Source organism: Cryobacterium breve (genome assembly GCF_027594785.1).
In the GTDB taxonomy this organism is placed as follows: Bacteria; Actinomycetota; Actinomycetes; order Actinomycetales; family Microbacteriaceae; genus Cryobacterium; species Cryobacterium breve_A.
The window spans coordinates 972875-998721 of record NZ_CP075584.1 but is presented as its reverse complement, the minus strand read 5'-3'; the positions used below and the strand labels follow the sequence as shown (position 1 = coordinate 998721).

Sequence of the window (25847 nt, the reverse complement as noted above, 5' to 3'; positions counted from 1 at the left end):
GATGCGGGGATCACCCGACCTGACGCGTCGCAGTAGGGTTTGGGTACAGCATTCCGAGCCCCCAGGAGTCCCATGCCCCGTCACATCAAGCTCGCCGTCATTCCCGGAGACGGGATCGGGCCCGAAGTCGTCGCGGAAGCCGTCAAGGTGCTCAGCGCCGCGACAGCGACCGACGACGTCGAGTTCGCGCTGACCTGGTTCTCGCTCGGCGCGACCCGGTTCCTCGAGACGGGCGACGTACTCACCGACGAGGACCTCGGGTCGATCGCCGCCCACGACGCCATCCTGCTCGGCGCCGTCGGGGAGTGCCCGGGGACCCGCGCCTCGCGAACGCGAACATCGAGCGGGGACTCCTGCTCAAGCTGCGCTTCTCCCTCGACCACTACGTCAACCTGCGACCGAGCGTGCTCTTCCCCGGTGTGCCGAGCCCGCTCGCGGCCCCAGGCAACGTCGACTTCGTCGTCGTGCGGGAGGGCACGGAAGGGCCGTACGTCGGCAACGGCGGCGCCATCCGCCAGGGCACCGCGCACGAAGTCGCCAATGAGGTCTCGGTCAACACCGCCTTCGGCGTCGAACGCGTCGTGCGCTACGCCTTCGAGGTCGCCCAGGGCCGCGCCGCCCGGCACCTGACCCTCGTGCACAAGACCAACGTGCTCGTTTTCGCCGGCGGCCTGTGGCAGCGGATCGTGACGACCGTCGCCGCCGAATACCCGGACGTGACCGTCGACTACCTGCACGTGGATGCCGCGACGATTTTCCTCGTCTCAAATCCGAGTAGATTTGATGTCATCGTCACGGACAACCTCTTCGGCGACATCCTCACCGACCTGGCGGCCGCAATCAGCGGCGGCATCGGCCTGGCAGCATCCGGGAACATCAACCCGGACGGCCGGTTCCCGAGCATGTTCGAACCGGTGCACGGTTCGGCCCCCGACATCGCGGGCAAGCAGCTTGCGGATCCGACGGCCGCCATCCTTTCCGTCGCCCTTCTGCTCGATCACCTGGGCTTGACGGATGCCGCGGCCCGGGTTCGGGACGCGGTGGTCGCCGATATCGCGGCCCGTACGGAAAATGGGGCATTCACGGCGTCGCGCGGTACCACCGAGGTGGGCGACGCCATCGTGACTCGAATGACAGACAAGGGACTCCAATGAGCCAGGCAGCACTGAGCGACACCACCACCACGACAACGGGCGCTTTCCCGCTGACCTTCAGCCTGACGCCGTCCACGATGGCGCGCACGAGGGCCGAGCGCGAGGAGATCCTCGCCGACCCCGGTTTCGGCAAGAAGTTCACCGACCACATGGTCTCGATCGACTGGACCGTCGAGGAGGGCTGGCACGACGCCCGGGTCATCCCGTACGGCCCGTTGCAGGCTCGACCCGGCCTCATCGGTGCTGCACTACGGCCAGGAGATCTTCGAGGGCCTCAAGGCCTACCGCCACGCGGACGGCTCGATCTGGACTTTCCGCCCGGAGAAGAACGCCGACCGGCTGCAGCGTTCGGCACGCAGGCTCGCCCTGCCGGAGCTCTCCGAGAGCGATTTCATCGAATCCATCCGGCAGATGATCGCCGTCGACGGCGACTGGGTGCCGTCGGACCACGAGACGAGCCTGTACCTGCGGCCGTTCATGATCGCGAACGAGAGCTTCCTCGGCGTGCGCGCCGCCCACAAGGTCGGCTACTACGTCATCGCGAGCCCCGCCGGCGCCTACTTCGCCAACGGCGTGGCCCCGATCAAGATCTGGCTCTCGACCGAATACGCCCGCGCCGGCCGCGGCGGCACCGGAGCCGCGAAGTGCGGCGGCAACTACGCAGCCTCGCTCCTGCCGCAGATGCAGGCCTACGACAACGATTGCGCCCAGGTGCTCTTCCTCGACGGGGAGACCGGTTCGCACATCGACGAACTCGGCGGCATGAACGTTTTCTTCGTCTACGGCACCGACACGCTCGTCACCCCGCGGCTGACCGGCACCATCCTCGAGGGTGTCACACGCGACAGCATCATCCAGCTCGCCCGCGACCGCGGACTGACCGTCGAGGAGCGCGACGTGACCCTGGACGACTGGCGCGACGGAATCGCATCCGGTGCCATCACCGAGGTGTTCGCGTGCGGCACCGCCGCTGTGGTCACCCCGATCTCGCAGGCTCAAGGGCCCTGACGGCCTGGCCATCGGCGACGCGGATGCCCCGGCCGGCACGCTCACGATGGCCCTCCGCCAGGAGCCTGACCGACATCCAGTACGGGCGGCTGCCCGACCGGCACGGCTGGCTCACCCGCCTCGACGTGCCCGCGGACCAGGCGTGAAGGTCGCGCGGTTCAGCCAGGAGGGCGTGATCGCCTTCGGCATCGTCGACGACGATGAACTCGTCGTGCTCAAGGGCGACCCGATGTTCGCCGGGTACGATCCCACCGGCGACCGGGTCGCCCTGCGCGACGTGAAACTGCTCGCACCCGTGATCCCGCGGTCCAAGATCGTCGGCATGGCGCACGCGTTCTACTCCGACGACGAGGAACGCGAGCACGCCGAACCGCGGGAGCCGCTGTTCTTCCTCAAGCCGAACACCGCGGTCATCGGCCCGGACGACCCGATCTTCCTGCCCGCGCAGTCCCACGACGTGCGCGTCGAAGGCGAGCTTGCCATCGTGATCGGCAAGATCGCGAAGAACGTGACGGTCGAGAACGCCGAGGACGTCATCTTCGGGTACACCATCGCGAACGACGTCACAGCGCGGGATCTCCTCGAGCGCGACGGCCAGCTCGCCCGCGCCAAGAGCTTCGACTCGTTCTGCCCGCTCGGCCCCGTCATCGACACCGAGTACGACTGGAACAGCCTGCACCTGACCGGCCGGGTCAACGGCGAGAAGTTCCAGAAGGGGACGGCTGCGCTCTACAAGCACTCCATCGCCGAGGTCGTCGCGTTCGTGTCGAGCGTCTTCACGCTCCTGCCGGGCGACGTGATCCTCACGGGCGCCCCTGACCGGGCCGAAAAGGTCCACGACGGCGACGCGGTGCAGATCGAGATCCCGGGCATCGGCATCCTGACGAACCCGGTCAAGCGCCTCTAGCCCCACCTGCCCCGAACGAATTCGACGGAGATTTTGGGTTTTCGGCACGTGGGAACGCGATTTAAGCGCTTTCCGGGCAAAAACTCCGTCGAATTCGTCAGGGGTGCCAGGAGCGGACCTGGGCGGCGGCCGTGGCGAGGAGCGCGAGCGACTCGTCCCGGTTCACCCGGGCGAGCAACATGACGCTCATCGACAGCGAGGCGAGGGTGCGGGCGCGTTCTTCGAGGACCGCGGTCGCGGCATCCGTGCCCGGTGTGGTCTCGGCCGCGGCTCCCGCGAGGGCATGGCGCAGCGCCGCCGTGAGCTCTGAGCGGTAATCGTCGACGACCTTCCTGGCCAGGTCGTCGTGCCCGGCGAGTCCCGCGGCACAGTTGACCAGCAGGCAGCCCCGGCGGGGTGAATCCGCCGGAAGCGAGGCAACGGCCAGGCTCAGGCCGCCGTAGTACTCGAGCAGGGCCGCACGGCCCGCCGACTCGGCGAGAAGTGGGCGCAGGCGCGGGCGGATGACCGTCTCCAGGTAGTCCGCGACCGCAGCGTCGAAGAGCCCGCGTTTGCTCCCGAACGCGTGGTACAGGCTCGAGCGGCCCAGCCCGGTGACCCGCTCGAGGTCGGCCAGGGACGCCGCCTCGAAGCCGCGGTCCCAGAAGAGGTCGCGCGCCGCGGTCACGACGACGGGAGCATCAAAGCTCGGCATGCGGCCCATTTCGGTCTCCAGTCAGTGGACGGTTTTTGTGTACCGTTCGATCCAGCATATAGTAAACCAGTCGGTACAAAAACGTTCCGAGCCCCACGTTCGGCACATCAGAAGTTCAGGAGTCATCCATGACCGCGAATACCAGCACCCAGATCCAGCTCGCCGCCCGCCCCGTCGGATGGCCGACGGCGGACGACTTCCGCACGGTCCACGTCGACCTTCCCGACCTCGCGCCCGGAGAGATCCGCGTCGCCAACGAGTTCGTGTCGGTCGACCCGTACATGCGCGGCCGGATGAACGACGTGAAGAGCTACTCGCCTCCCTACGCGCTCGACGAGACCATGTCCGGCGGCGCGGTCGGCCGGGTCGTCGCATCCGCTGCCGACGGAGTGGCCGTCGGCGACGTCGTCGTGCACCAGTTCGGTTGGCGCGACCTCGTGCAGGCACCCGCCGAGGGGTTCCGCGTCGTGCCCGAACTGCCCGGCGTTCCGCTCTCCGCCTACCTCGGCGTGCTCGGGATGACCGCGCTCACCGCCTATGTCGGCCTCCTCGACATCGCAGGCATGAAGCCCGGCGACACCGTCTTCGTTTCCGGCGCGGCCGGCGCGGTCGGCAGCATGGTCGGTCAGATCGCCCGCCTCAAGGGCGCCGGCCGCGTCGTCGGCTCGGCGGGAACGCCCGAGAAGGTCGCGCTGCTCACGAGCAAGTACGGCTTCGACGCCGCCTTCAACTACAAGGACGGCGACATCGCCGGCCAGCTCGCCCTCGCAGCGCCCGACGGCATCGACGTCTACTTCGACAACGTCGGGGGAGAGCACCTCGAGGCCGCCCTCGGCGCCTTCAACGACGGCGGCCGCGCGGCCCTCTGCGGCGCGATCTCCCTCTACAACACGACGGAGGCATCCGCCGGGCCTCGCAACATGTCGAACATCGTGACCCGCGGACTCACCCTGAAGGGCTTCACCGTGGGCAACTACCTGCAGCACTTCGGTGCGTTCTCGGCCGAGATGTCCGGCTGGCTGACCAGTGGGGCCGTCGTCTTCGACGAGACCGTCGTCGACGGGATCGACAACGCCGTCGAAGCGTTCCTCGGCCTCATGCGCGGCGAGAACACCGGCAAAATGGTCGTGCGCACGACCGCCTGAGTCGGCTCGCAACCGCTCCACGACCCGCATCCACCCATTTTTGAACATTGGAGAATCATGGCCCACGTACTCTTCGTCGTCAGCGCCGCTGACCACTGGACTCTCAACGACGGCACCCTGCACCCGACCGGATACTGGGCTGAGGAGCTCGCGGAACCGCACCGCCTGTTCAGCGAGGCCGGATGGTCCATCACCATCGCGACTCCGGGCGGGGTTCCGCCCACGATCGACCGCGGCAGCCTCACGGCGCAGTCGGCCGGCGGCGAGGAACGCGCCGCCGAGATCGTGGCGTACCTCGGGTCGATCGGCGAGGAGCTCGACGCTCCGCGCAGCATCGACGACATCGTCGTCGCCGACTACGACGTCGTCTTCTACCCGGGCGGCCACGGACCGATGGAGGACCTCGCGGTCGACGCGACCTCCGGCGCACTCATGACCGAGGCGCTCGACACCGACCGGATCCTGGCCGTGTTGTGCCACGCCCCGGCTGCGCTCCTCGCCGCGAAGCGCGCGGACGGCAGCTGGCCGTTCACGGGATATCGCATGACCGGCTTCACCAACGAGGAAGAGGTCATCGGAGGCCTGGCACCCAAGGCACCGTGGCTGGTCCAGACCCGCCTGGTCGCGCTCGGCGCGGACTTCGTCGAGGCGGCCCCGTTCACGGCGCACATCGAGGTCGACCGCAACCTCTACACCGGCCAGAACCCGGCATCCTCCGGCGAGCTCGCGGCCCGCATCATCTCGGTCGTCGCTGCCAAGAAGTAGGACCGCGCGCGCCTGAGGTGTCGCAGATCGAGGTTCCGCGGGCGCGCGAACCTCGATCTGCGACACCTCACGCGGTTTTGGTGGCTGGGGCGTCAGCGGCTGCGGCGTCAGTTGCTGTCGCGTCAGCGGCCGAGGGCGCGGAGGGCGTCCTGAACGTCGTCGGCATCGTTCCAGAGGTGGAAGGCCACGCGGGCGCGGCCCGCCCGACCGGATGCCGTGAGTCCGGCCGCCGTGAGGCGCGCGAGGTCGGTGCCCGCGGCATCCGCCCACGTCACGGTGGCCTGGCCGGTCTGTTCGGTCGAGTCGATGCCGAGTCCGGCGCGGAAGGCGTCCGCGAGGCCCACGTCGTACCGTCGCACCTCGGCCAGGTCGAGTGTGCCGAAGAACTCGAGGGCGGGTTCCGCGCCGACCCAGGCTTGCCACGCCGGCGACACGTCGAAACGACGGGCGTCGGCCGCGAGCCGCATTCCCGGCCCGTAACAGGAGCCCCAGACGTCCTCGCCGGCGTACCAGCCGGCCTGGGCCGGGCGCACGACGGAGCCGAACCCCTCGGCAATCGTGAGGAAAGCCACGCCGCGCGGCGCGCACAACCACTTGTACGCGTGGCAGATCGTGGCGTCGAAGACCGAGGCGTCCACCGGCATCCACCCGGCTGCCTGTGAGGTGTCGCACAGGGTGAAGGTCCCGTGACGGCGCGCAGCGGCGATGATCGCCGTCGTCTCGGCGACAGCGCCCGTCGCGGACTGGACGAGTGACCAGGAGACCAACCAGGTGTTACCCGTGATGCTCTCGGCCAGGTGCGCGAGCGGAACGTGTCGCACAGTGACGCCGCGGTGGGCCTGGTTCAGGAACGGGAAGACCATCGAGCTGAAGTCGCCGTCGACGCAGAGCACCTCCGCCCCGTCCGGAACGCTCGCGGCCACGAGGCCCGCGAGCACGGAAGCCTGCGAACCGATTGCCACCCGGCTCACCGGTACCGACACGAGCCGCGCGTAGACGGCACGCACCCGTTCGACGAGCGCGGCGTACCCTGCGGCCGAGGCAGAGCCGCTCGCCCAGGCGTCGAGGTCTGCGCGAAGGGCCGCGACCGTTCCGGCCGTCGGCAGCCCGAGCGTGCAGGCTGCGAGGTACCCGCGCCCGCCGGGGAACTGCGCCCGGGCTGCGGGGATGCCCAGTGGCGGGCCGTCGATTCGCGAGCGGGTCGTGTCGGGGGAGGCTGGGCTGGTCATTCCTCCAGCATCCGCCGCTCGCACTCATTCGACAATCGCCAGTGAGTGATAGAAACCATAACCCGGCGTTATCCTTGAGGATGCCTCTCGCCGATTCCGCCCTCGACTCCCATTCGCTGCGCATCGTTCAGGCTCTCGCCGAGCACGGTTCGATCACGGCAGCGGCCCGCGCCCTCGGCTACAGCCAGCCCGCGGTCAGCCAGCAGGCTCAAACGCCTCGAGCCTGCGGGTGGGACTCGCCCTGGTGGAGCGGGTCGGCCGGGGTGTGCGCCTCACCGAGGCCGGCCGGTTGCTCGCCCGGCACGCCCGCACCGTGACCGGAGCCCTCGACGCCGCCGCAGGCGACCTCGCCGAACTCCAGGGTCTCCGGGCCGGCCGGGTGCGGGTTGCGGCCTTTCCCTCTGCGTCCGCGACGATCGTGCCGCGCCTGCTCGCCGACCTGGGGAGGCGGCATCCGGGGCTGTCGATCACCTATGTCGAGGCCGAACCGCCCGAGGCCGTCGCCCTCGTGCGCGAGAACCGCGTCGACCTCGCGATCACGTTCAGCTACCCGGGCGACCTCGTCGATCCGCACCGGGACAGCGCGGAGGGGCTCTCGGTCACGACGCTCGGACGGGACGAGGTGCTGCTCGTGGTTCCGGCCGGCCACCGGTTCGGCGAAGCGGAGTCGATCGACCTCGGCGATCTCGCGGGTGAGCGCTGGATCGGCGGCTGCCCGCGCTGCCGCGGGCACCTGCTCGAGCTCTGCGAACGGCGCGGGTTCGTTCCGGACATCTCCTACGAGACCGACAATGTCGCCGCGGTCTTCGGCATGGTCGGCGCCGGCATCGGCGTCGCCGTGCTGCCGACGCTCGCGATCGACTCCGTCGGCGCTCGGTCGGGAGTGCTGATCCGTCCGACCCGGCCGGGGGAGTACCGCACGCTCCATGCCGTCACCGCTGACGGGGCCATTGGCGTGCCGGCGCTGGGGGAGACCCTCCGCGCACTCGCATCGCTCACGGTATCCGCCCGATAGCGCCCCGCACGCAGGCACGCACCTGTCCCCGCGTGCGCCCACTCGTGTGATCTACGCGCCAAGTAGACTCGATACCGATGTCTGAGACCACTGTGTACCCATTTTCCACCGCGACCGGCACGGATGTTCGTGTGCGGTTCTGCCCCTCACCGACCGGAACCCCGCACGTGGGCCTCGTTCGCACGGCCATGTTCAACTGGGCCTACGCACGCCACACCGGCGGCACCTTCATCTTCCGGATCGAGGACACCGATCCCGCCCGCGACAGCGAGGAAAGCTACCTCCAGCTCAAGGACGCACTGCGCTGGCTGAAGCTCGACTGGGACGAGGGCGTCGACGTCGGGGGACCGCACGGACCGTACCGCCAGTCCGAGCGCTACGACATCTACCGCGACGTCGTCGAGCAGCTCAAGGCCTCCGGCCACATCTACGAGAGCTTCGCGACCGGTGAGGAAATCGAGGCGCGCAACGTGTCCCTCGGCCGCGACCCCAAGCAGGGCTACGACAACTTCGAGCGCGACCTCACCGAAGACCAGCGCGCCGCGTACCGCGCCGAGGGCCGTGCCCCCGCGCTGCGGCTCAAGGTACCGGACACCGAGATCAGCTTCGACGACCTCGTCCGCGGCGAGATCACCTTCCCGGCCGGATCGTTCAGCGACTTCGTCGTGGTGCGTCCCAACGGGCATCCGCTCTACCCCTTCGTCAACCCCGTCGACGACGCGCTGATGGGCGTCACCCACGTGCTCCGCGGCGAAGACCTGCTCTCATCGACGCCGCGCCAGATCGCGCTCTACCAGGCGCTGATCGAGATCGGCCTGACGACGTTCGTGCCGCGCTTCGGCCACCTGCCCTACGTGATGGGCGACAAGAACAAGAAGCTCTCCAAGCGCGACCCCGAGTCGAACCTGTTCCTGCACCGCGAGCGCGGGTTCATCCCCGAGGGACTGCTCAACTACCTCTCGCTGCTCGGCTGGTCGCTCTCCAAGGACCAGGACGTCTTCAGCGTCGACGAGCTCGTGGCCGCGTTCGACGTGGAGAACGTCAACCCGAACCCGGCGCGCTTCGACCTCAAGAAGGCCGAGTCGATCAACGGCGACCACATCCGCCTGCTCGAGCCTGCGGACTTCGCCGTCCGGATCGTGCCCTACCTCGTCTCCGCCGGAGTCGTCGACCTGCCGCTCGGTGACGCCCGCCAGGCCGTGCTCACGGCCGCCGCTCCGCTGATCCAGGAGCGCATCGCCCTGCTCGGCGAGGCGCCCGGCATGCTCGGCTTCCTGTTCGTCACAAGCGAGGCGCTCGTGCACGAAGCGGATGCCCTCGCGAGCCTCCCGAAGAACGCCGCCGAGATCCTCGCCGCCTCCGCGACGACTCTCGAGAGCATTCCCGAGGCCGAGTGGACCCACGACCGCGTGCACGAGGCGCTCACCACCGCGCTCATCGACGGCCTCGGGCTCAAGCCGCGGGTCGCCTTCGGGCCGCTGCGCGTCGCGATCTCGGGCCGCAAGGTGTCTCCGCCGCTCTTCGAGTCGATGGAGATCCTTGGCCGCACGGAGTCGCTCGCACGGCTCGGGGCGCTCTCTGCGGTCGTGGCCGCGGACGCGGCGAGCTCGCCGGTGGTCTTGAGCCTGACTGGCGTGAACCGATGATTCGGGGCTCGCAACCCGCCGATGTGGCGCTCAGTTTGGCCAGCATCCGCTCTGTGGGTTAGAGTTACGAGTCGGCCAATCCGCGGAGTAACTCCACGGAGAGGCCAACGGCCAATGGGGTATGGTGTAATTGGCAACACGACTGATTCTGGTTCAGTTGTTCTTGGTTCGAGTCCAGGTACCCCAGCAGTAGCGGGCGCTCACAGCCCCGCATGGGACTAAAACGAGACAAGAAGTGTTGCTTGACACCCTAACGGGGGTCCCTGAGTATCACAAAAAATAGCCCAGCACGGCCAGCCTCTCGGCCGCAATGCTGGGCTTTCCTTTGTTTTTGCCTGGCGTCTCTCAGGCTCCGGTCCTCACGTGGAGCGAGGGTATCGAGAGCGCGGCGTGAGTCCGGTACATGCCGGTCGCGTTCGATGTATGTCGTACCAGCGAGAGTTTCTCCTTCGTGCCCAAGCGCTCGAGCAGCAGCTTTCCGACTTTCGCCTTCAGCGAGACGGTCGATGGTTGTTGCGCTCGTCTTACGGAGGGCGTGAGAGGTAATCCACTCGAGGTCGGTGCCGGCGACTATCGCACGAAGGGACCTGCCTAGGTTTTGCTGCAAAAACGGATTCCCATTTTTGGTTGCAAAGACCAGGTTCCACTTGCCCTCATGTGCGCGGCGGCGGAGGATGTCGGCAGCGAAGTCAGGCGGAGTAATGAATCGCCAGCTGGGGTCATTTTTCGGGCTGGGCTTTCGGTACGTCCCAATGCCTTTTTCCCAGATGATGGTCCCGCAGATTTCCACTGTCAAAACGCCGGAGTCGTCGATGCGCACGTCCTCCGCTCGAATAGCTAGAGCTTCACCGATTCGCGTGGTCGTCCCGAGCATGATGTCGACCAGGTCAAGAAGGTCGGTCGAGGGCCGCGGGCCCTTGACGTCCGGGCCGGTCCGCCACGCTGCGATTGCCCCGCGGAGCCGATGAAGGTCGTTAATAGACACTGCGTGCGGTCGGCTCTTTGGAACCGCTAGTCGAACTGAGGCGTCAGTAACCGGGTTTCGTGTCAGAATTCCTCCACGGAGCGCCTGCTGCATGATGGCTTTGAGCACGACGCGGCAGGTGCGAGCCTCTGAGAGGTGCTCGACCGCTAGGTCCTCGATGAATACGAGCGCCATGTTTGGGGTCAGCTCTACGGCGGCAAGACCTGCAAAGGCAGGCCGGATGTGGTTATTTGCAGATTGGGTGTACCGGGCTTTTGTCTGGGCTGCAAGCTTGGTTTTTGCGAGACCTAGAACGTAGAGGTCGACGAGAGCCCCGATGGTAGCGCCGTCCGTGACCCCGCCGTTCGCATTTTCCTTGCGGATGCGCGCCACGTCTACCAGGGCTTCCTTCGCCTGTGTTTCCGTGTGCCCCTTAGCCGAGATTTTCCGGGCCACACCGTCACGGTCGCGGACGCGCGCCCTAGCGGTGTATTCGGTCTTACCTGCGCTGCTGCGAGAGGTGACCACGACCTTGCCGATGTGGCCGATTCCAGTGCGAGGGCGGCCGGTGCCGCTCATGCTGCAACCGGCTCACGAAGCGCGAGCGCCCAGGTGCGTACATCCGTGGGCACGAAGCGCACCGACCTTCCGATGACGATGGCTGCTGGGAAGGTGCCGGCGTTGCGGAGCTTCTCAACGGTCTTCGGACTGATGCCCAGGTAGAGCGCGCTGTCGGCAATGGTCCACATGGGTTCGAACAGGTTTTGGGTTGGATTGATGGGGGCTGAGGTGGTGCTGTGGGGTTTCATAGGTAATACATGCGCGGCCTCGTGTTTAAAATACGAGTTGCAAATATTTTAAAGCCCCAGAGGATGCGTTAGTCGAGATCTTGCTGTGAGGGATCCGGTCGAACTGAGTGCACCCACTCGCCGGAGACTTAGAAGCAGGCTGACCTCCGTCCGCGGGTCGATGACGATCAGCGACCGGCTCGCCTTCGGAGCATCCCAGTCCAGAGCTTTGATCACAGGATGGACCACTATGAGGAGCATCCGGCCGCCCATCCACGGCTCCGATGACGGGACGATGCATCGAGGCTCTGTGAGCCTTTCTAGCGCGGCATCGTCCTCCGCCCACTGCGACCAAGTGCCGGCAGCCGTTCCTTTGACCAGCGCGCGAGCCTGGAAATCTTCGGCGATCTCGCAGGCGTAGGCGTAGCGGTTCTGCCTGCGCAGGTCCGCCCAGGAGCCGCCCTCGACGATGGTTTCAGCACGCCCTAGCTCTCCGTAGCCGTCAATAAACGATGCCAGTAACCCGCCAGTGCTCACACTCAGCCGAAGCTCGCCGCCAGTGATTTCACCGCAGGCCCAGAATGATCCGCGCACCTTTTCGCTCATGCATATTGCATGCGCGGTGTCCTAGTACCGCAGACGCTGCCGCACAAAGCCTGCCCCAAGCTCACCATCGGCCAGCCAGTCAACCATCACTATCAGCGCTACGCGCGTCTCCAGCGCTTGTTTCGGCTCAACGAGTAGACGCAGGTCCGGGTCAGAGTGGATATTAAAGCGCGGTGAGGACCTGCCACCAGCCAGCCCGATCCGCCATAAGTTTTCGACCCCCTCGGCCGGATGCCATCCGAGCTCCACAGCTAGCCCTCGGCTCGAGCCCAGGCACTGCGCGAACCGCGAGGGGTACGGCCGCCCCGGTTCGCGAATCCGCTCCACGATAAGAAAATTCCACCCGACCCCGGTACCTACCATCGATACTAGGCTTTCTAGCTGTATCCATGAGCCCATAGGCGACCAACCGCCGCCGCTCGAATTCTTCCACTGGTACTCGGCCGGCTCGGGCTCCTCCCAGGTCAGCAGATCGAGGCTGAGACTGAGGTCCTGGTCGCGCAGAGGCTGGGGCATAACGGGTTCATGCGCGGGTGCGTCGCTCGTTGAACAAGCCCGCGCATGTACTGGCTATGACCCCCGAATACCACGACATCATGGATGGCCCCGGCCACTGGCGAGTGACAACGCTGAGTGGCACGGTTCACGAATTCAGGACCGAGCCCAGTCTCTACTGGCGCAGGATGCCCGCGCCGGGGTCTTTCGATGCCGCTTACGACGGCCGGTGGGCACGGCTGCGCCGGCTCGGCAGGGTTGAGGTGGGCGCTCGTGTCTCACTCGAGGTAAGCGACGGGAGCTATTTGTACGGAAATACGTGGCACAAGACCGCTCTCGTCGTCTCCATTCAGCGCCTGCCCGGCTTCTGCGTCGAGTGCGGCAGCCGCCTGCCGCTGCGCGTGCCCTGCTGGCGCTGCACCATCCAGCCGAAGTGGTTCGACGGCGACGAGGGCGCAGACCCGCGCCGGATCGAACTCCGCCGCCGCATCGAACGTCGGCTTGGTCGCATCCGCTCCTGGCGCCATAACACCTGGGCGTCAGTCAGAAAAGCCGCCTGCAACGCGAGAGACTGGCGCTGGTGGGTAGACACGATCAGGCCGCTCACCGCCGAGGATCTCGAGCCGGCCTACTGCCGGAACTGTCGGTACCTGCTCGTCGGTGATACTTATCCGAGCCTCACCGGATGCCTGATGTGCCGGATCAGCCCGGGATGGGTTTGGCGCACTCACAGATTTTCGGACGCTCCGAACCGCTACCCTGACGCAGCCCGCCTCCGCCGACGCATCCGCTGGGTGGAGCTCATCGCCCGTCTCCGCGGCGTCCCAGCTACCGAGCCACGACTCTAAGCCACCGCCCGATCAGTTGTCCGAGGTGGGCGCCTGGCGGTATTTCGCATCGATCTCGGCGCGTGAACCTTCCAGGGTGAGCTCGCCCAGCAGGATCCTCCGGCACCGGTCGACGTTGCCGGTGTTGGGTTCGTGGCCGGCAAGCTCGGCGCTCTTCTCGATCTCGATTAGGCGTGCGTCGACCTCGTCTGGGGTGAGAGTGCGGCTACTCACTTGCTTCGGCCGGGCTTCCACTGGGAGCCTTCCGGACGTAAATTTCGTCGCATTTAAGACCGCCCTTCATCAGGCGGGTTTGCAAGGCTACTGCTTCGGCAGCCTCGGCGGCGTCAAGCTCACCGTCGGCCTGCCGAGTATACAAATCTCGCAAGTATTTTTCGTAGCGAGTCACCTTGTATTGAGGGTCGGCAAATTTTATGTCGTAGCCGGCCACTATGAATTCAAGCTGGCTTATCTCCTCGCGGATCCTCCGCTCACGCAGGGCGTTGTACTCTCGTGCTCCGGAGCCCGTAAAAACCTGCTGTTTTGTGCCGGAGCCCAGCGCACCGAAGAGCAAACCCAGGCTCAGGAACGCAAGTACGGCTAGAAATATATGCCACCAGCTATTATGATCACACTCGAAAATCAACCACTCGAACGCACAAAAAAGCCCGGTCCGTACCCCTATTGGGGGGTGCAGATCGGGCTTCTTGTTGGTGGTTACGAAGCCCGCTGAGAACCAGGAGGGAACGAGTAGATCTGATTCCTTGGGCTGAAACGAGCACATTCTCACGAATTGCTTTGAGCGTGAGGTCAGCGGCCACGAGCAATATTTCTCCCCGTCGCGTTCAGTTTGAGTGCCCTCGGCTCACGAGCGCCAACTTCAGTGCAATGACGCCAATAGGCTGGAGTCACGTATTACGAGGGGAAGCGCGGCAACACCATGGCCGAAGAAAATAACGGGGCATTCATCTGGTCGATCGCTAACCTGTTGCGCGGAACATACAAACAGTCGGACTATGGCAAGATCGTCCTTCCTTTTACGATCTTGCGTCGCCTTGACGCGGTCCTCGAACCGACAAAGGACGGTGTACTCGCGGAGTTCAAGAAGCGCAAAGACGGAGCCATCCCCGTGGAAAAGCTCCTGCCGGCCGTCTCGCAGCAAGACTTTTACAACACGAGCCTCTACACAATCGAGAAGCTCAGCGGCGACCCGGCGAACGTGAAGGAGAACCTCCTCAACTACGTCGACGGGTTCTCCGCGAACGTGCGGGATATCTTCGATCGCTACGACTTCGCCGCACAAGTCACCAAGCTCGATGAGAACGACCTGCTCTATCTGGTGGTGCAAAAGTTCGCCGGCGTCGACCTGCACCCCGACCGGGTCAGTAACACCGAGATGGGCCTCATCTTCGAAGAACTTATCCGGCGCTTCGCAGAAGCCTCCAACGAGACCGCCGGTGAGCACTTCACCCCGCGTGAGGTAGTGCGCCTGATCGTCAGCCTGCTCTTCACCGAGCACCCAGACGACGATCCAGCCCGGTCCCTCTCGGTCCCCGGAGCGGTCCGCACTGTCTATGACCCCACTGCCGGCACCGGCGGCATGCTCAGCGTCGCCGATGACTACGTGCACACCCACTACCCGAACGCTTCCCTCACCTTGGTCGGCCAGGAACTCAACGCCGAATCCTTCGCCATTGCCAAAGCCGACATGGTGATCAAGGGGCAGGCGATCGAGAACATTATCTGGGGCGACACCCTCACCCACGACGGCCACCTCGGCAAGACCTTCGACTACGGCATCTCCAACCCACCATTCGGCGTGGAATGGAAGAAGCAACAAGACTTTGTGCAGAAGGAATTCGCCCAAAGAGGCTTCGACGGCCGCTTCGGTCCAGGACTTCCCCGCGTATCCGACGGCTCGCTCCTGTTCCTGCTGCACCTAGTGAAGAAAATGCGCCCAAAATCGCAGGGCGGTGGCCGGGTCGGCATCGTGCTCAACGGCAGCCCGCTGTTCACCGGCGGTGCAGGCTCCGGCGAGAGCAACATCCGCAAATACGTCATCGAAAACGACCTGCTCGATGCCGTCATCGCGTTGCCCACCGACTTGTTCTACAACACAGGTATCGCCACGTACATTTGGATTCTTGACAACGACAAGCCCGCAAGCCGCAAGGGTCACGTACAACTCGTGGACGCCACCGATCAGTGGGTAAAGATGCGAAAGGGTCTCGGCTCCAAGCGCCGCCAGATCAGCGCCGCCCAGATCGCCCACATCGTGAAGCTCTACGGCAACAACACCGACGCTGGTACCGACACGGATGGCGCGTCCAAGATCTTCGCCAACGACGAGTTTGGCTACACCACGATCACCGTCGAACGTCCCCTTCAGGCTCACCTGGGCGCTCACCCCCGAGCGACTTGAAGTAGCCGTCGCCTCCAAGCCGCTCGCCAAGGTCGCCGAGCAGGTTCGCACGGCCCTCGCCCCGGCCCTTAGTGCCGCTGGACCCGCCACTTCGGACGCAAAAGCTTTCACGACCAGCATCAAGAAGATCCTCGCCGCCGAAAACCTCGTTGTTCCCGCCGCGCAGCTCAAGACACTGATCGCCGGTCTCTCGGAGCGCGACGAAACCGCTCCCATCGTAAGAGACGCCAAGGGTATTGCTATCCCGGATACAGACCTCCGCGACACTGAAAACGTGCCCCTGAAGGACGACATAGATGCCTACATCCGGAGAGAGATCGCTCCACATGTCGAGCACTTCTGGGTCGACCGCAGCAAGGACAAGATCGGCTACGAAATCCCTTTCACCCGCCACTTCTATACTTGCGTTCCGCCGCGTTCCCTGGAAGACATTGATGCCGACCTCAATGAGCTCGTGCAGGAAATCACGACTCTCCTCGCCAAGGTCGAGCGCGCGTGATGGGCCTTAGCGCATACCCTGCGTACGTCGAGTCTGAAGTCGAGTGGCTTGGAACCATTCCAAAGGGATGGCGCGTCGGGAAGTTTCGTCATCTTTTCATTGAAAGCGCCGAAACGAATGGAACAATTCCAGTCGGTGACATGCTCTCAGTATCGGGGTACCGAGGAATAGAGACCAAAGAGTACGACGACGAGAACCGCAAGCGCTCCGACGCCGATCTCGAAACCTATCGAGTCGTGCGCGTAGGGCAGCTCGCAGTAAACACAATGTGGCTCAACTATGCGGGACTGGGCGTGTCCACGTTTGAAGGACACATGAGTCCCGCTTATCGGGCTTACTGGATAAGGCCGCAACTATTTGGGCGTTACGCGCACCACCTACTTCGCTCAAGTATCTACGTCAACGCGTACACCGGCCACCTCACCGGAGTTCGTCCAAACTCACTACAGATGAACAGAAATACTCTTATGGGGTGGCCGATTGTCGTGCCGCCGCTGGTCGAGCAAGCACAGATATCGGATTATCTGGATCGTGAGACGGGGCAGATTGACGCGCTCATCGCCCAGCAGGAGCAACTGGTCGAGACTCTGACCGAGCGCCGCCAAGCTGTGATCGCTCAAGCCGTCACACGTGGCCTCGACCCCACCGTCGAATTCAAAGAGTCTGAAGTGCCGTGGTTTGGTCGAATCCCTACTCATTGGCTGACGCCAAAGGTGAGCCTTCACTTTGACGTGACTCTTGGGAAGATGCTCGACGTGAAGAGGCCTCATCATTCGGATGATGTCTTGCTTCCATACGTTCGCGCGGGGAATGTCCACGAGGCCGGGTTGGACCTTGACGATCTCAATGAGATGCCCTTTTCACCAGAGGAAGCGTCGTCGCTCACTCTTCGTCGGGGCGACCTCCTGGTTGTCGAGGGTGGTGCAGTCGGAGTTAACCAATATCTCGAGGATGACCTATCAGGGGTCAGCTTCCAGAAAACCGTCAACCGAGTTCGACCCCTCGACCAGGCCTCCGCTCGCTTCCTAGGGTTCGTGCTGGATGTCATCCGATATCGCGGTGTGATCGACATGCTCTGCAACAAGTCGACGATCGCGCACCTCACGGCCGACAAGCTGGAACGAATTGTGTTCCCACAGCCGCCAGTTGACGAGCAGGAAAAAATCGTGGCTCACCTGCGCGAGGCGACAGCCCGCACCGATGCATTGATCGACAAGGCCGGTGAGGTTGTTGAGGTACTCAGAGAGCGCCGGCAAGCGCTGATCAATTCTGCAGTGACCGGGAAGATTGATGTGAGGGGGCTCTGATGGGGGAACACAACGAGAAGCCGTTCGAAAAGGAACTGGCGCTCTATCTGGAGTCGCAGGGCTGGCTCTATTCGCCAACGGGCGCCGGGTACGACAAGGAACGCGCTCTGTTCCCCGAGGATGTCTTCGGTTGGTTGGCGGACACACAGCCCAAGGCGCTGGCGAAGGTTGTGAAGCCGGGCGACGCAGCTTCCGTTCAAGCAAAGGCCCGCGAGGCGCTCCTCGACCGTCTAGTAAAGGCTCTGGACGCGCCGTTCGAAGGCATTGCCGGGGTTTATGGCGGCACCTTGTCGGTGTTGCGGCGTGGGTTCAAGTTCACGCCAGTGTCGTTGCGGATGGCGCAGTTCAAGCCGGCGGACGCTTTGAACCCGTCGACGACGGCCGATTACGGCAAGATGCGGCTGCGGGTGATGCGGCAGGTGTTTTACTCGACGACGAGCAAGAAGAGCATCGACCTCGTTTTCTTCGTCAACGGGCTCCCGGTGGCGACGTTGGAGCCTGAAGACTGACTTCACGCAGAACGTGCAGGACGCGATCATGCAGTACCGTTCTGACCGCAATCCTAAGGGCGAGCCCTTGCTGTCGTTCGGGCATCGGGCGTTGGTGTATTTCGCAGTGTCGAACTCCGAAGTGTTCATGACCACGCACCTGCGCGGACCGGACACGTTCTTCCTGCCGTTCAACCAGGGCAACGACGGCAAGGCAGGCAACCCCGTGAACCCAAACGGGTCGGCGACGGCGTACTTGTGGGAGCGGGTGTTTCAGAAAGATGCGTGGCTGGGTATCCTCGGGAAGTTCATGCACCTGCAGGTCGAGACGAGCATCGACCCAGTCACGGGGGTCGTCGAGAAGACCGAGACATTGCTCTTCCCCCGATACCAGCAATGGGAGTCGGTGACGCAGCTTATTGAGGCCGCTGGGGTCGAGGGCCCAGGGCACCGGTATCTGATCCAGCATTCGGCGGGTTCGGGGAAGACGAACTCGATCGCGTGGACCGCGCATCAGCTGTCGACCTTGCATCGGGCCGACGGCGGCAAAGTGTTCAACTCGGTGATCGTGGTTACCGACCGCACTGTGCTCGACTCGCAATTGCGAGAGGCGATCACGCAGATCGATGCGAAGACCGGTGTGGTAGTCGGTATCGATACCAAGGGCGGTGGGTCGAAGTCGGCGAAGCTGGCCGCGGCGCTCACGCAGGGCGTTCAGATCATCGTCGTGACCATCCAGACATTCGGGTTCGCGATGGCCGAGCTGGCGAAGCTTGAGGGCACGCTCGCGGGCCGAAACTTTGCGATCATCGCCGACGAAGCGCACTCCTCGCAGACCGGTACTACCTCGAACAAGGTGAAGTCGGTCCTCACCGATGAGGAGATCCAGATTCTCGCTGACGGTGGCGGGGTCGACATGGAGGCCCTACTTGCGGCCGACATGGAGGGCCGGGCGAACGCCTCCAACATCTCGTACTTCGCGTACACGGCCACTCCCAAAGCGAAGACGCTGGAGCCTGTTCGGTCGCGTGCCGGCCGGCGGCGACCTGCCGCAACCCTTCCACTTGTATGCGATGCAGCAGGCGATCGAGGAGGGCTTCATCCTCGACGTGCTGCGGAACTACACGCCGTACAAGATGGCGTTCAAGCTAGCCCACAACGGGCAGGAGTACGACTCCGATGAGCCATTGGTCGAGAAGACACAGGCCCTGAAAGAACTGATGCAATGGGTGCGGCTGCACGAGTTCAACATAAGCCAGAAGGCCGCGCTCATCATCGAGCACTTCCCGCGAGAACGTAGCCTGGCGGCTGAACGGCAAGGCGAAGGCCATGGTCGTCACCGGCTCCCGCAAAGAGGCCGTACGCTACAAGCTCGCCTTCGACGACTACGTGGAACGCAGCGGCCGAGCGGACATCCGCGCCCTCGTCGCGTTCTCCGGCGAGGTCCTCGATGAGACTCTCCGCCCGGATGCGTTCACCGAAACCAACATGAACCCGGGGCTCCATGGCCGTTCGTTGCCGGAGGCGTTCAAGACGGAGAGCTACCAGGTCATGCTCGTGGCCAACAAGTTCCAGACCGGGTTCGACCAGCCGCTTCTCGTGGCCATGTACGTGGACAAGAAGTTATCGGGAGTGACGGCCGTGCAGACCTTGTCGCGGCTGAACCGGATGGCCAAGGGCAAGGACAACACCTTCGTCCTCGACTTCGTGAACGATCCCGAGGTGATCCGGGAATCGTTCGAACCGTACTTCCGGGACGCGAAGCTGTCGGCGGTCTCCGACCCGAATATCGTGCATGACATCAAGACGAAACTCGACTCTCTGCACATTTACGAGGAATACGAGGTCGACGCAGCTGCAGTCGTGGAGGTCTTCAAGAAAGGAAATAACGCGCTCACTGCGGCCATCGCACCGGGCAAGGAACGCTTCAATACGCGCTACGAGGCAGCCGTGCTCGCGGGCGACCGGGTCGAAGTTGACAGGCTGGAGCTGTTCCGAAGTGACCTGACGTCGTACATCAATGCCTACGATTTCCTCTCGCAGATCATTAATTACGAGGACACCGCGGTAGAGAAGCATGCCCTCTACTACCGTGCCCTCGCTCGCGTCATCCGCGAGGATAACCGGCGCAGCCCCATCGACCTCGCGAGCGTCGCTCTGATCGGCTACAGCCTCAAGAAACACGACACCCAGAACATCGGCCTCGGCAACGACGACGTCGGGCTCGACCCGCTCACGGCGGCCGGCTCGAAGACGCCCGTCGACCCTGTGCTCGCCCGACTCCTGGAAGCCGTCAACCAGCTCAACCAGCTCTTCGACGGTGACGGACTCACGGATGCCGACATGAAAGGCTTCTTCACGCACATCAAGGGCAAGGCCGCCGAGAACGAGAAGATCACAACGCAGATTGCAGCGAACAGCGAGCAGCAGTTCCTGGCCAGCCAGGACCTTGGAACCACGGTCACGAACGCGATCATCACGTCTGGAACGAACTTCGGCGCAATGATCTCGGAGGCGCTGAATAGTGACGTGAAGCTCGCGAAGATCATCGAACTGATCGGGCGCGCACTCTATCAGGACGGCAAGGAAGCGGCGTAGTGGACTGGACAGCGGTCTCTGCTGCGATTAGCGCAGGCGCGGTAGTAGTGACTCTTGCCCTCTTCATAGTTGAGGGCCGAGGTCGCGCGAAGAGTTCGAGAGAGGATGCCACCCACGCTGCCATCTCACGTGTTCTCCAGACAATGGAAAGTGCCGTGCGATGGCAGCAAAAGCCCTTCTTCGTGCGGATGTTCGCCAATCCCGAAATCGATTACCTTCTAGCGGTGCTTCGACTGCAACATGAGCTCCCAAACGAAGACTCCCCGGTCGCAATCTGGGTGATGTCGAAAACACAGCTCATGATGGCTGCCGCCTCAGATCGCGAATCTCGTGATATCGGCGTTCAAATAGCGGGCAAGCTCGTTGAGTGGGGCAACGGGCGTGTTTCAGATGCGTGGTTCCTCCAAGAACTGAAGTTTCGTCCAGTGGAGGCCGATTTTCGAGTGCCGCGAGCAAGGAAGATGCGGCGTTACCTTTCACGATCCAAAGAAGGTCTTTCGGTAGGTGCTGTGATCGGGGGCATAGTCCTTGCCGTTCGGGGGATGAGCGCCGCCCTCAAGTGAATTGCAGATGGAGGCGATGATCTTCGTCTCGGGGACGGAATCCGGTAGGTGCCTGTCTGGCTCCAGTGAATGCTTGATCGAGGTTCACTCCGGGTACCCGTACAAGTTCTGGTTCGGATTGACAGGCGAGAGTGGCCGCCCGGACGCTTGCTTCTGACGGGTGGGTGCCGAGCAGGTAGAGGAGAATTAGGCCTTCTCGGCAGCTCTATTGATCGTCCTCGACGGTGACATATTAGAACGGGCCAAGGCATCACAGCTGGTGTGAGGGCTCAAGAAGCTCGCGAATTTGAGTCGTTACCTCTTCGAGTGCGAGCTGAACTTCGACGGCATACCTCAAGAATGGTTGTTTACTCTCGTCGGCAGCAAACGCCTCTAACTCCTCCGAAGTCTTCGCCACTCGATTCGCCCAATTCAGCGGTAGCCGATCGGGGCCGAAGAGCCCGATGAGTGCGCCTGCCTCGGCTCCGAGATCGGCCCGCTTGAGATCGTCCGTCGAGCCTCCGTGTCTGGCATTCTCCAGGAGCCGGAGCAGCGTCTCTTGCTCAAAAAGCAGCTGAGATTGTCGCAGTGACGCAGTTCGATCCTCAGCGCTGAGGCTTCGAGCGGCCTCACGATCACTCGCCGCAATCTGGCGAGTATTTTGGCGGTCCAATGATGATACGACTAAGGCAACAATCGCTGCGGCGACTGCGGCGACGACCGCTCCAGCCTGAATCCAGAGGGTGAGGTCGTTGGTGGTCATGCGTCAAGACTGGCGCAAGTCGTCGCGAGACCTGATCTTCATCGGGCGGTGAGTCGAGCGCTCCTCCCGACCAACCTGTTAGCGCGGGTCGACGATATCCCAATGGCGCAGAGGGTCTGACGACTGCGTCTGCGTCTCCTAGAGCCGAATACCCGACTTCGGACCCAACCGCCTCCCAACGATTCGGCGGGGGCTTTTCTCATGGCTTCGCCAACCGGAGTACAAGACATTTCGGAGCTTAGGGCGTGCACTGCGTGTATCCGGGCCGTGGCCGAACTGACGCTGACAACGTTGATGGCTCTTTCTTCTGACCTGTTCCGATCCTGGGCGGTGGAGGTCTCCAGTCGCTGGCTGTGCGCTATCGTCGCCGTCGAAGGATGCGGTCAGGCTCCGCGATGCGGGTAAGGCGTCGCGGAATGTAATGATGGCGTTGCTGGGGCTTGAGATTTATTCGTTCTTTCGCTCAGACCGTTGGTGGTGCTGCATTCGTGCTGTCTTGTGCAGAACTCGTGCTGTCTTCTTGCTTTGAAGTCTGAAAACTTCAATGAATTATTGATATCGCATGCTGAAGTGCTGAAAGTGCTGTTTCTGAAGTATTGACTCAGCCTTATAGAACTGGGTCGCGGAGAGTGGTTGGTACCCCCGAAGTGTGCCCGTCCCCGGCTAAGGAGAAATCGGCGAAATGCAGCACTTTCAGCACATCCGCACCAGAACCCGCTGAATCATTGGGATGTGTGCTCCGGAGGCCTGAAAAACAGCGCGTGTTCAGCACAAAACAGCACTGCCTCCGCACTGTTGGCGTGAGGCCCGCTAGACGCAGTCGGAGTTTTGCCGCGAGCCAGGCCAGCCCTAGTTGGCTTTCGCTGTGGCTTAGAGCCGAACCAAACGGGAGAACGCGTCTAAGGCTTCGAGTGTCTGCGCTCGCTAAAACACAGGCCGTTGTCCGACTGGCCACTTTTCGAAGAGCGACAGTGGCCCTATTTTCGGTCGGCGCTAATATCTTAACGAAATTTCAGCAACTCGCGGACAAAGACTCGGGTGGGTGGGCTGGTCTGTTGTGAGCTGACGCCATTTCGGACGTCCCGTTCATGATTATGGGCGGCTCCAGGAGGCCGCGTCATTTGCCGGTATGGGGATCCCTTACGGGATACTCCAACTGACCCGGCGGTCGTCAGCAATGGTTCGCTAGCCTCAAGAAACCGACATTGCCGTCGATTGTCGGGGAGATACGCTCGACATCAAAGAGCAGAAAACAGTGAGGGGACTTCGTGGCAATACCTGACGGATACGACCTGAGGGAGAGAATAAGCAGAACGCCGTCAGCACACGTATGGACTTCACAGAACACCTCTGGCCAAATGGTTGTGCTGAAGATCGCCGCCGATGTTCCCCAGGTGCAGAAGCGTTTTGAGCGCGAGCTCTTAGCCATGGTTGCGAATGCGAACAGGCACGTGATGCCGGTTCTGGACTACGACTCTTCGCACAGCTGGTATGCCATGCCCTACGCGTCACATTCGCTGTTCGAGACCGAAGTGCCGTGCTCGATAGCAGAATGCGTCGAGATTCTCGAGGCTGTTGCCGGAGGGCTCGGACCTCTCCATGCTCAAGACCAGGTGCACCGCGACCTGAAGCCGCACAACATTTTGTGGCTCGACGGTGAGGAGGGCGCCCGCTGGGTCGTTGCCGACTTTGGTATCGTGCGTAATCCTTTGGGCCTAACAACATCCAAGCTGACTCACGCCGGAGGATTGACGGGCAGCACCGGGTGGGCGGCGCCGGAGCAATACAGCGATGCCCACGACGCGACGATCACCGCAGACGTGTACAGCCTCGGGGCAATCGCATCCTGGCTGCTGACCGGGCGGCCGCCTGCGTACGGACATGTAACGATGCCACTTGACCCTCGTCTCGGCGCTGCTATCCGCAGGGCGACGAGGCCACACGCACCCGACCGTTTTGCGAACCTGGGCGAATTTGTAAAGGCCTTTACCAAGGCGACACAGCCGTTCGTGGGTACGTTCGAGGCGTTGACCCAGCAAGGAGAGTGGGCCGAGGTGAGTGCCTACATTACCGGGCAGCCGGGGGAACACACGCGCGTGATCCGGACTCTCCCGAGGACTTCGCAGTCCGAAGTGAATGACTGGGCTGCAGTCGATAGCGCAGGAATGGTCGATGCGGTGTCGGATCTCCTGGGGGAAGTGCCGGGACTGAGCTACAGGGATATGGATCCGTTCCTCTCCTGGTGTGTCAGGGTAGTCCGGGCTCTGGTCAACGCGAACCAGCTCGAGTCGGCGGAGCACGTCGCAGCTGTCCTGTTCGGCACCACCGCGGGTGTCGATCAATTCGCCCCGTCGCGCACGATACTTGACTGGCTTGCTGTGCTGCCTCGCCGCGCGGGCGAGGCGATGGAGCGCGCCCTGCACTCGTCGGAGTCGTGGGAGTTCTTCCAGGAAAGAGCGCGCAACCAGTTTGAGAATCACACCGACACCGAGCTGATTGCGAAACTACGTCAAAGCTGAAGCGCGATCTGTTCACTGTGGCTTGTGGCCTGTACAGCAGGTTGCCGACATATGACGATGAGTCGCGGTATCACGACTCAGACCAGATGCCGTCCATGATCGGTCCCAGCGTCCGGACTGCGCGCTGCATGGCTTTCTCGAGAAGTTCCACGTGCCGGGTCTGATTTCCGTAGAACGCAACGAACGCCTGCACGGTTCCATAGGTTGCGGCGGTGAGCATGCCAACGATGTCCATCACCACCGGCCTTGGCGCAGCCATACCGTTTATGTCCCCGTTGCTGCCCGTGGTGATGAATTGGTTGATGCCTAGTCGATGCGCATGTGCGATCGACGACAAGGCTGAGTACCGCATCCGTCCGTCGTTTTTGTCCATCTCGGCATCGAGCATTGCCGAGACCATCCTTCCCAGGTCGACCCGTGCGGGTGCGGGAAGTTGCAGCCGCTCTAGCTCTTCGGCATAGAACCTGCGCCTGGCTGCAGGATCGACAGCATCGTCGTCGCGCGTGCGGATGTTTTCGCCAAGGAGTTCCGCGTAGCGCAGGTCGGATCTGAGCAAGCTGATCGTGCGATATATGAAGTCAGACTCAGTGTCCCGAGCGAGCAGATGCCAGGTTCGTGCGAGGGATTCCAATGATCCCCTGGCGACCGTGGCCAGCGCGGTCGACCTAACAGTCGGAGTTCGAATGAGGGAGACAAAGGCCCGCGCATGGTCCATGGCCGACATGTTCGCGTACTGCATCGTGATGAAGCCATCGATCGCGTAGCCAACCTCCGGTCCGCGCCAAAGCACGTACGCAGCAGATCCGGCCGGCGGTGGTTTATTGGCCGTGTCGAAGGTGATCTTCTCGGCTGTTGTCGTGAGGAGCAGGAGTGCACGACTGATGCTCTGAACGTCGCCACATACGAGTTCTGTCGGGCCGCGCGCTCCGGGAGTAGACAGCAATCGTCTGAGAAGGGGTCCATCCTGATTCGCTACATCAACCACAATGTGACTCTATGGCGAAGTCAGATACCAACACGGCTGACTCGCCAGCCATCGCGGCGCTTCTCGGCCCAGACTGTGTGGCCGACGATTTGTGCTGACAACCGATTGAGGTGGCGCCCAACCATGCCGACAGTGGTGCTGAGTCACACCAATCGCGCCACCGTGCATTGGTGCTCAAGCGCACCACACGTGGTGCGCACGGAAGCGAATATTCAGGCTACCTCACGGAAAGACCGGCCCCAGATCCGAAGAGGCAGGTGATGCAAGCGAACGTGAAAACCGTCCATATTCGGCCTTCGATTCACGTGACCAAAATTGGCGGCCCCGAAAATCAGGAACTCGGCGAGAATCGCCCAGGAAGCTTTGAAAAAGGGTACCTGTACTGACTTGCTTCTTTCGAGAGCTACGTGCTCGATCTCCCTTCGCCCCGCATCAAGCCACAGCATCGACATCACGTGAAGGTGCCGCAATAGTCGGAAGG

The 25847-nt window shown here is 63.2% G+C and carries 24 protein-coding genes, 1 tRNA gene and 2 pseudogenes; 18 read left to right on the top strand and 9 right to left on the bottom strand.

Features of this window, described 5'->3' with window-relative positions; translation table 11 throughout:
* Window positions 1-72: 72 nt before the first annotated feature.
* The 3 genes and pseudogenes from KIV56_RS04875 to KIV56_RS04865 all read left to right on the top strand — a co-directional run bounded on the left by KIV56_RS04875 (window position 73) and on the right by KIV56_RS04865 (window position 3069).
* Window positions 73-1154: pseudogene (locus KIV56_RS04875) on the top strand (3-isopropylmalate dehydrogenase).
* A pseudogene (locus tag KIV56_RS04870) lies at window positions 1151-2308 on the top strand (branched-chain amino acid aminotransferase). Before KIV56_RS04875 ends, KIV56_RS04870 begins: the two co-directional pseudogenes overlap by 4 nt.
* The gene (locus KIV56_RS04865; RefSeq protein ID WP_281535364.1) at window positions 2305-3069 is read left to right on the top strand and encodes a fumarylacetoacetate hydrolase family protein; all 765 of its coding nucleotides are present in this window, start codon (window positions 2305-2307) and stop codon (window positions 3067-3069) included. The pseudogene KIV56_RS04870 and the gene KIV56_RS04865 overlap by 4 nt, the downstream one beginning before the upstream one ends.
* Window positions 3070-3166: 97 nt before the next feature.
* On the opposite strand, the gene KIV56_RS04860 is transcribed toward KIV56_RS04865, so the two are convergent.
* Window positions 3167-3763 carry a TetR/AcrR family transcriptional regulator gene (locus KIV56_RS04860; protein WP_281535363.1) on the bottom strand — a complete coding sequence of 199 codons (597 nt, stop codon included), beginning with the start codon at window positions 3761-3763 and terminating at the stop codon, window positions 3167-3169.
* A 128-nt stretch (window positions 3764-3891) separates the two neighbouring features.
* On the opposite strand from KIV56_RS04860, the gene KIV56_RS04855 reads away from it, so the two are divergent.
* Complete coding sequence (locus KIV56_RS04855; protein WP_281535362.1) at window positions 3892-4908, top strand: NADP-dependent oxidoreductase; 1017 nt, start codon at window positions 3892-3894, stop codon at window positions 4906-4908.
* A gap of 57 nt (window positions 4909-4965) precedes the next feature.
* A complete protein-coding gene (locus KIV56_RS04850) occupies window positions 4966-5673 on the top strand; it encodes a type 1 glutamine amidotransferase domain-containing protein (RefSeq protein ID WP_281535361.1) in 708 nt (235 codons plus the stop codon).
* 122 nt (window positions 5674-5795) lie between these two features.
* Here the strand turns inward: KIV56_RS04850 and KIV56_RS04845 are convergent, their stop codons facing one another.
* Complete coding sequence (locus tag KIV56_RS04845; protein WP_281535360.1) at window positions 5796-6902, bottom strand: aminotransferase class V-fold PLP-dependent enzyme; 1107 nt, start codon at window positions 6900-6902, stop codon at window positions 5796-5798.
* Between the two features lie 80 nt (window positions 6903-6982).
* Here KIV56_RS04845 and KIV56_RS19445 point away from each other — a divergent pair, with 80 nt between their 5' ends.
* The 4 genes from KIV56_RS19445 (at window position 6983) to KIV56_RS04830 (ending at window position 9750) form a co-directional block, all read left to right on the top strand.
* Window positions 6983-7219, top strand: a complete 237-nt coding sequence (locus tag KIV56_RS19445; protein WP_348648462.1) for a helix-turn-helix domain-containing protein — start codon at window positions 6983-6985, stop codon at window positions 7217-7219.
* Window positions 7132-7917 (top strand): LysR substrate-binding domain-containing protein, encoded by a 786-nt coding sequence (locus tag KIV56_RS04840; RefSeq protein WP_281535359.1) that lies wholly within the window; start codon window positions 7132-7134, stop codon window positions 7915-7917. The genes KIV56_RS19445 and KIV56_RS04840 overlap by 88 nt, the downstream gene beginning before the upstream one ends.
* A 77-nt stretch (window positions 7918-7994) precedes the next feature.
* The gene (gene gltX, locus KIV56_RS04835; protein ID WP_281535358.1) at window positions 7995-9563 is read left to right on the top strand and encodes a glutamate--tRNA ligase; all 1569 of its coding nucleotides are present in this window, start codon (window positions 7995-7997) and stop codon (window positions 9561-9563) included.
* A 115-nt stretch (window positions 9564-9678) separates the two neighbouring features.
* Window positions 9679-9750 (top strand) — tRNA-Gln (locus KIV56_RS04830).
* 63 nt (window positions 9751-9813) lie between these two features.
* Here the strand turns inward: KIV56_RS04830 and KIV56_RS04825 are convergent.
* The 3 genes from KIV56_RS04825 to KIV56_RS04815 form a co-directional block, all read right to left on the bottom strand.
* On the bottom strand, window positions 9814-11106 hold the full coding sequence (locus tag KIV56_RS04825) for a tyrosine-type recombinase/integrase (protein ID WP_281535357.1): 1293 nt from the start codon (window positions 11104-11106) through the stop codon (window positions 9814-9816).
* Window positions 11103-11276, bottom strand: coding sequence for a helix-turn-helix transcriptional regulator (locus KIV56_RS04820; protein WP_281535356.1), 174 nt, complete (start codon window positions 11274-11276; stop codon window positions 11103-11105). Before KIV56_RS04820 ends, KIV56_RS04825 begins: the two co-directional genes overlap by 4 nt.
* Window positions 11277-11384: 108 nt before the next feature.
* Entirely contained in the window at window positions 11385-11921 is a 537-nt protein-coding gene (locus KIV56_RS04815; protein ID WP_281535355.1) for a hypothetical protein, read from the bottom strand.
* A gap of 572 nt (window positions 11922-12493) precedes the next feature.
* Here KIV56_RS04815 and KIV56_RS04810 point away from each other — a divergent pair.
* A complete protein-coding gene (locus tag KIV56_RS04810; protein ID WP_281535354.1) occupies window positions 12494-13264 on the top strand; it encodes a hypothetical protein in 771 nt (256 codons plus the stop codon).
* 12 nt (window positions 13265-13276) lie between these two features.
* On the opposite strand, the gene KIV56_RS04805 is transcribed toward KIV56_RS04810, so the two are convergent.
* Both KIV56_RS04805 and KIV56_RS04800 read right to left on the bottom strand, forming a co-directional pair.
* A complete protein-coding gene (locus KIV56_RS04805) occupies window positions 13277-13477 on the bottom strand; it encodes a hypothetical protein (RefSeq protein ID WP_281535353.1) in 201 nt (66 codons plus the stop codon).
* Window positions 13470-14033 (bottom strand): hypothetical protein, encoded by a 564-nt coding sequence (locus tag KIV56_RS04800; protein ID WP_281535352.1) that lies wholly within the window; start codon window positions 14031-14033, stop codon window positions 13470-13472. Before KIV56_RS04800 ends, KIV56_RS04805 begins: the two co-directional genes overlap by 8 nt.
* 150 nt (window positions 14034-14183) lie before the next feature.
* Between KIV56_RS04800 and KIV56_RS04795 the strand changes: the two genes are divergently transcribed.
* From KIV56_RS04795 to KIV56_RS04765, 7 genes are all read left to right on the top strand, one after another.
* Entirely contained in the window at window positions 14184-15665 is a 1482-nt protein-coding gene (locus KIV56_RS04795; protein WP_281535351.1) for a type I restriction-modification system subunit M, read from the top strand.
* Window positions 15595-16164 (top strand): hypothetical protein, encoded by a 570-nt coding sequence (locus tag KIV56_RS04790; RefSeq protein ID WP_281535350.1) that lies wholly within the window; start codon window positions 15595-15597, stop codon window positions 16162-16164. The genes KIV56_RS04795 and KIV56_RS04790 overlap by 71 nt, the downstream gene beginning before the upstream one ends.
* Complete coding sequence (locus KIV56_RS04785; RefSeq protein WP_281536072.1) at window positions 16164-17471, top strand: restriction endonuclease subunit S; 1308 nt, start codon at window positions 16164-16166, stop codon at window positions 17469-17471. Before KIV56_RS04790 ends, KIV56_RS04785 begins: the two co-directional genes overlap by 1 nt.
* On the top strand, window positions 17471-17980 hold the full coding sequence (locus KIV56_RS04780) for a type I restriction endonuclease (RefSeq protein ID WP_281535349.1): 510 nt from the start codon (window positions 17471-17473) through the stop codon (window positions 17978-17980). Before KIV56_RS04785 ends, KIV56_RS04780 begins: the two co-directional genes overlap by 1 nt.
* Window positions 17981-17993: 13 nt before the next feature.
* Window positions 17994-19142 carry a DEAD/DEAH box helicase family protein gene (locus KIV56_RS04775; RefSeq protein WP_281535348.1) on the top strand — a complete coding sequence of 383 codons (1149 nt, stop codon included), beginning with the start codon at window positions 17994-17996 and terminating at the stop codon, window positions 19140-19142.
* A 146-nt stretch (window positions 19143-19288) separates the two neighbouring features.
* Window positions 19289-20557 carry a type I restriction enzyme subunit R domain-containing protein gene (locus KIV56_RS04770; RefSeq protein ID WP_281535347.1) on the top strand — a complete coding sequence of 423 codons (1269 nt, stop codon included), beginning with the start codon at window positions 19289-19291 and terminating at the stop codon, window positions 20555-20557.
* Window positions 20558-20712: 155 nt separating this feature from the next.
* Window positions 20713-21120 (top strand): hypothetical protein, encoded by a 408-nt coding sequence (locus tag KIV56_RS04765; RefSeq protein ID WP_281535346.1) that lies wholly within the window; start codon window positions 20713-20715, stop codon window positions 21118-21120.
* A 250-nt stretch (window positions 21121-21370) separates the two neighbouring features.
* Here KIV56_RS04765 and KIV56_RS04760 read toward each other — a convergent pair whose 3' ends face one another.
* A complete protein-coding gene (locus KIV56_RS04760; protein ID WP_281535345.1) occupies window positions 21371-21862 on the bottom strand; it encodes a hypothetical protein in 492 nt (163 codons plus the stop codon).
* Between the two features lie 1268 nt (window positions 21863-23130).
* Between KIV56_RS04760 and KIV56_RS04755 the strand changes: the two genes are divergently transcribed.
* Window positions 23131-24381 (top strand): serine/threonine-protein kinase, encoded by a 1251-nt coding sequence (locus KIV56_RS04755; protein ID WP_281535344.1) that lies wholly within the window; start codon window positions 23131-23133, stop codon window positions 24379-24381.
* 70 nt (window positions 24382-24451) lie between these two features.
* On the opposite strand, the gene KIV56_RS04750 is transcribed toward KIV56_RS04755, so the two are convergent.
* Window positions 24452-25366 carry a hypothetical protein gene (locus KIV56_RS04750; RefSeq protein WP_281535343.1) on the bottom strand — a complete coding sequence of 305 codons (915 nt, stop codon included), beginning with the start codon at window positions 25364-25366 and terminating at the stop codon, window positions 24452-24454.
* Window positions 25367-25847: the final 481 nt, after the last annotated feature.

Bases quoted from the DNA above. Each gene is read 5' to 3' on its own strand.
- KIV56_RS19445 (WP_348648462.1), top strand. From the start codon at position 6,983: ATGCCTCTCGCCGATTCCGCCCTCGACTCCCATTCGCTGCGCATCGTT.
- KIV56_RS04815 (WP_281535355.1), bottom strand. From the start codon at position 11,921: ATGAGCGAAAAGGTGCGCGGATCATTCTGGGCCTGCGGTGAAATCACT.
- KIV56_RS04780 (WP_281535349.1), top strand. From the start codon at position 17,471: ATGGGGGAACACAACGAGAAGCCGTTCGAAAAGGAACTGGCGCTCTAT.
- KIV56_RS04850 (WP_281535361.1), top strand. From the start codon at position 4,966: ATGGCCCACGTACTCTTCGTCGTCAGCGCCGCTGACCACTGGACTCTC.
- KIV56_RS04770 (WP_281535347.1), top strand. From the start codon at position 19,289: ATGGTCGTCACCGGCTCCCGCAAAGAGGCCGTACGCTACAAGCTCGCC.
- gltX (WP_281535358.1), top strand. From the start codon at position 7,995: ATGTCTGAGACCACTGTGTACCCATTTTCCACCGCGACCGGCACGGAT.
- KIV56_RS04820 (WP_281535356.1), bottom strand. From the start codon at position 11,276: ATGTGGACCATTGCCGACAGCGCGCTCTACCTGGGCATCAGTCCGAAG.
- KIV56_RS04760 (WP_281535345.1), bottom strand. From the start codon at position 21,862: ATGACCACCAACGACCTCACCCTCTGGATTCAGGCTGGAGCGGTCGTC.
- KIV56_RS04845 (WP_281535360.1), bottom strand. From the start codon at position 6,902: ATGACCAGCCCAGCCTCCCCCGACACGACCCGCTCGCGAATCGACGGC.
- KIV56_RS04825 (WP_281535357.1), bottom strand. From the start codon at position 11,106: ATGAGCGGCACCGGCCGCCCTCGCACTGGAATCGGCCACATCGGCAAG.
- KIV56_RS04855 (WP_281535362.1), top strand. From the start codon at position 3,892: ATGACCGCGAATACCAGCACCCAGATCCAGCTCGCCGCCCGCCCCGTC.
- KIV56_RS04860 (WP_281535363.1), bottom strand. From the start codon at position 3,763: ATGCCGAGCTTTGATGCTCCCGTCGTCGTGACCGCGGCGCGCGACCTC.
- KIV56_RS04810 (WP_281535354.1), top strand. From the start codon at position 12,494: ATGACCCCCGAATACCACGACATCATGGATGGCCCCGGCCACTGGCGA.
- KIV56_RS04795 (WP_281535351.1), top strand. From the start codon at position 14,184: ATGGCCGAAGAAAATAACGGGGCATTCATCTGGTCGATCGCTAACCTG.
- KIV56_RS04785 (WP_281536072.1), top strand. From the start codon at position 16,164: ATGGGCCTTAGCGCATACCCTGCGTACGTCGAGTCTGAAGTCGAGTGG.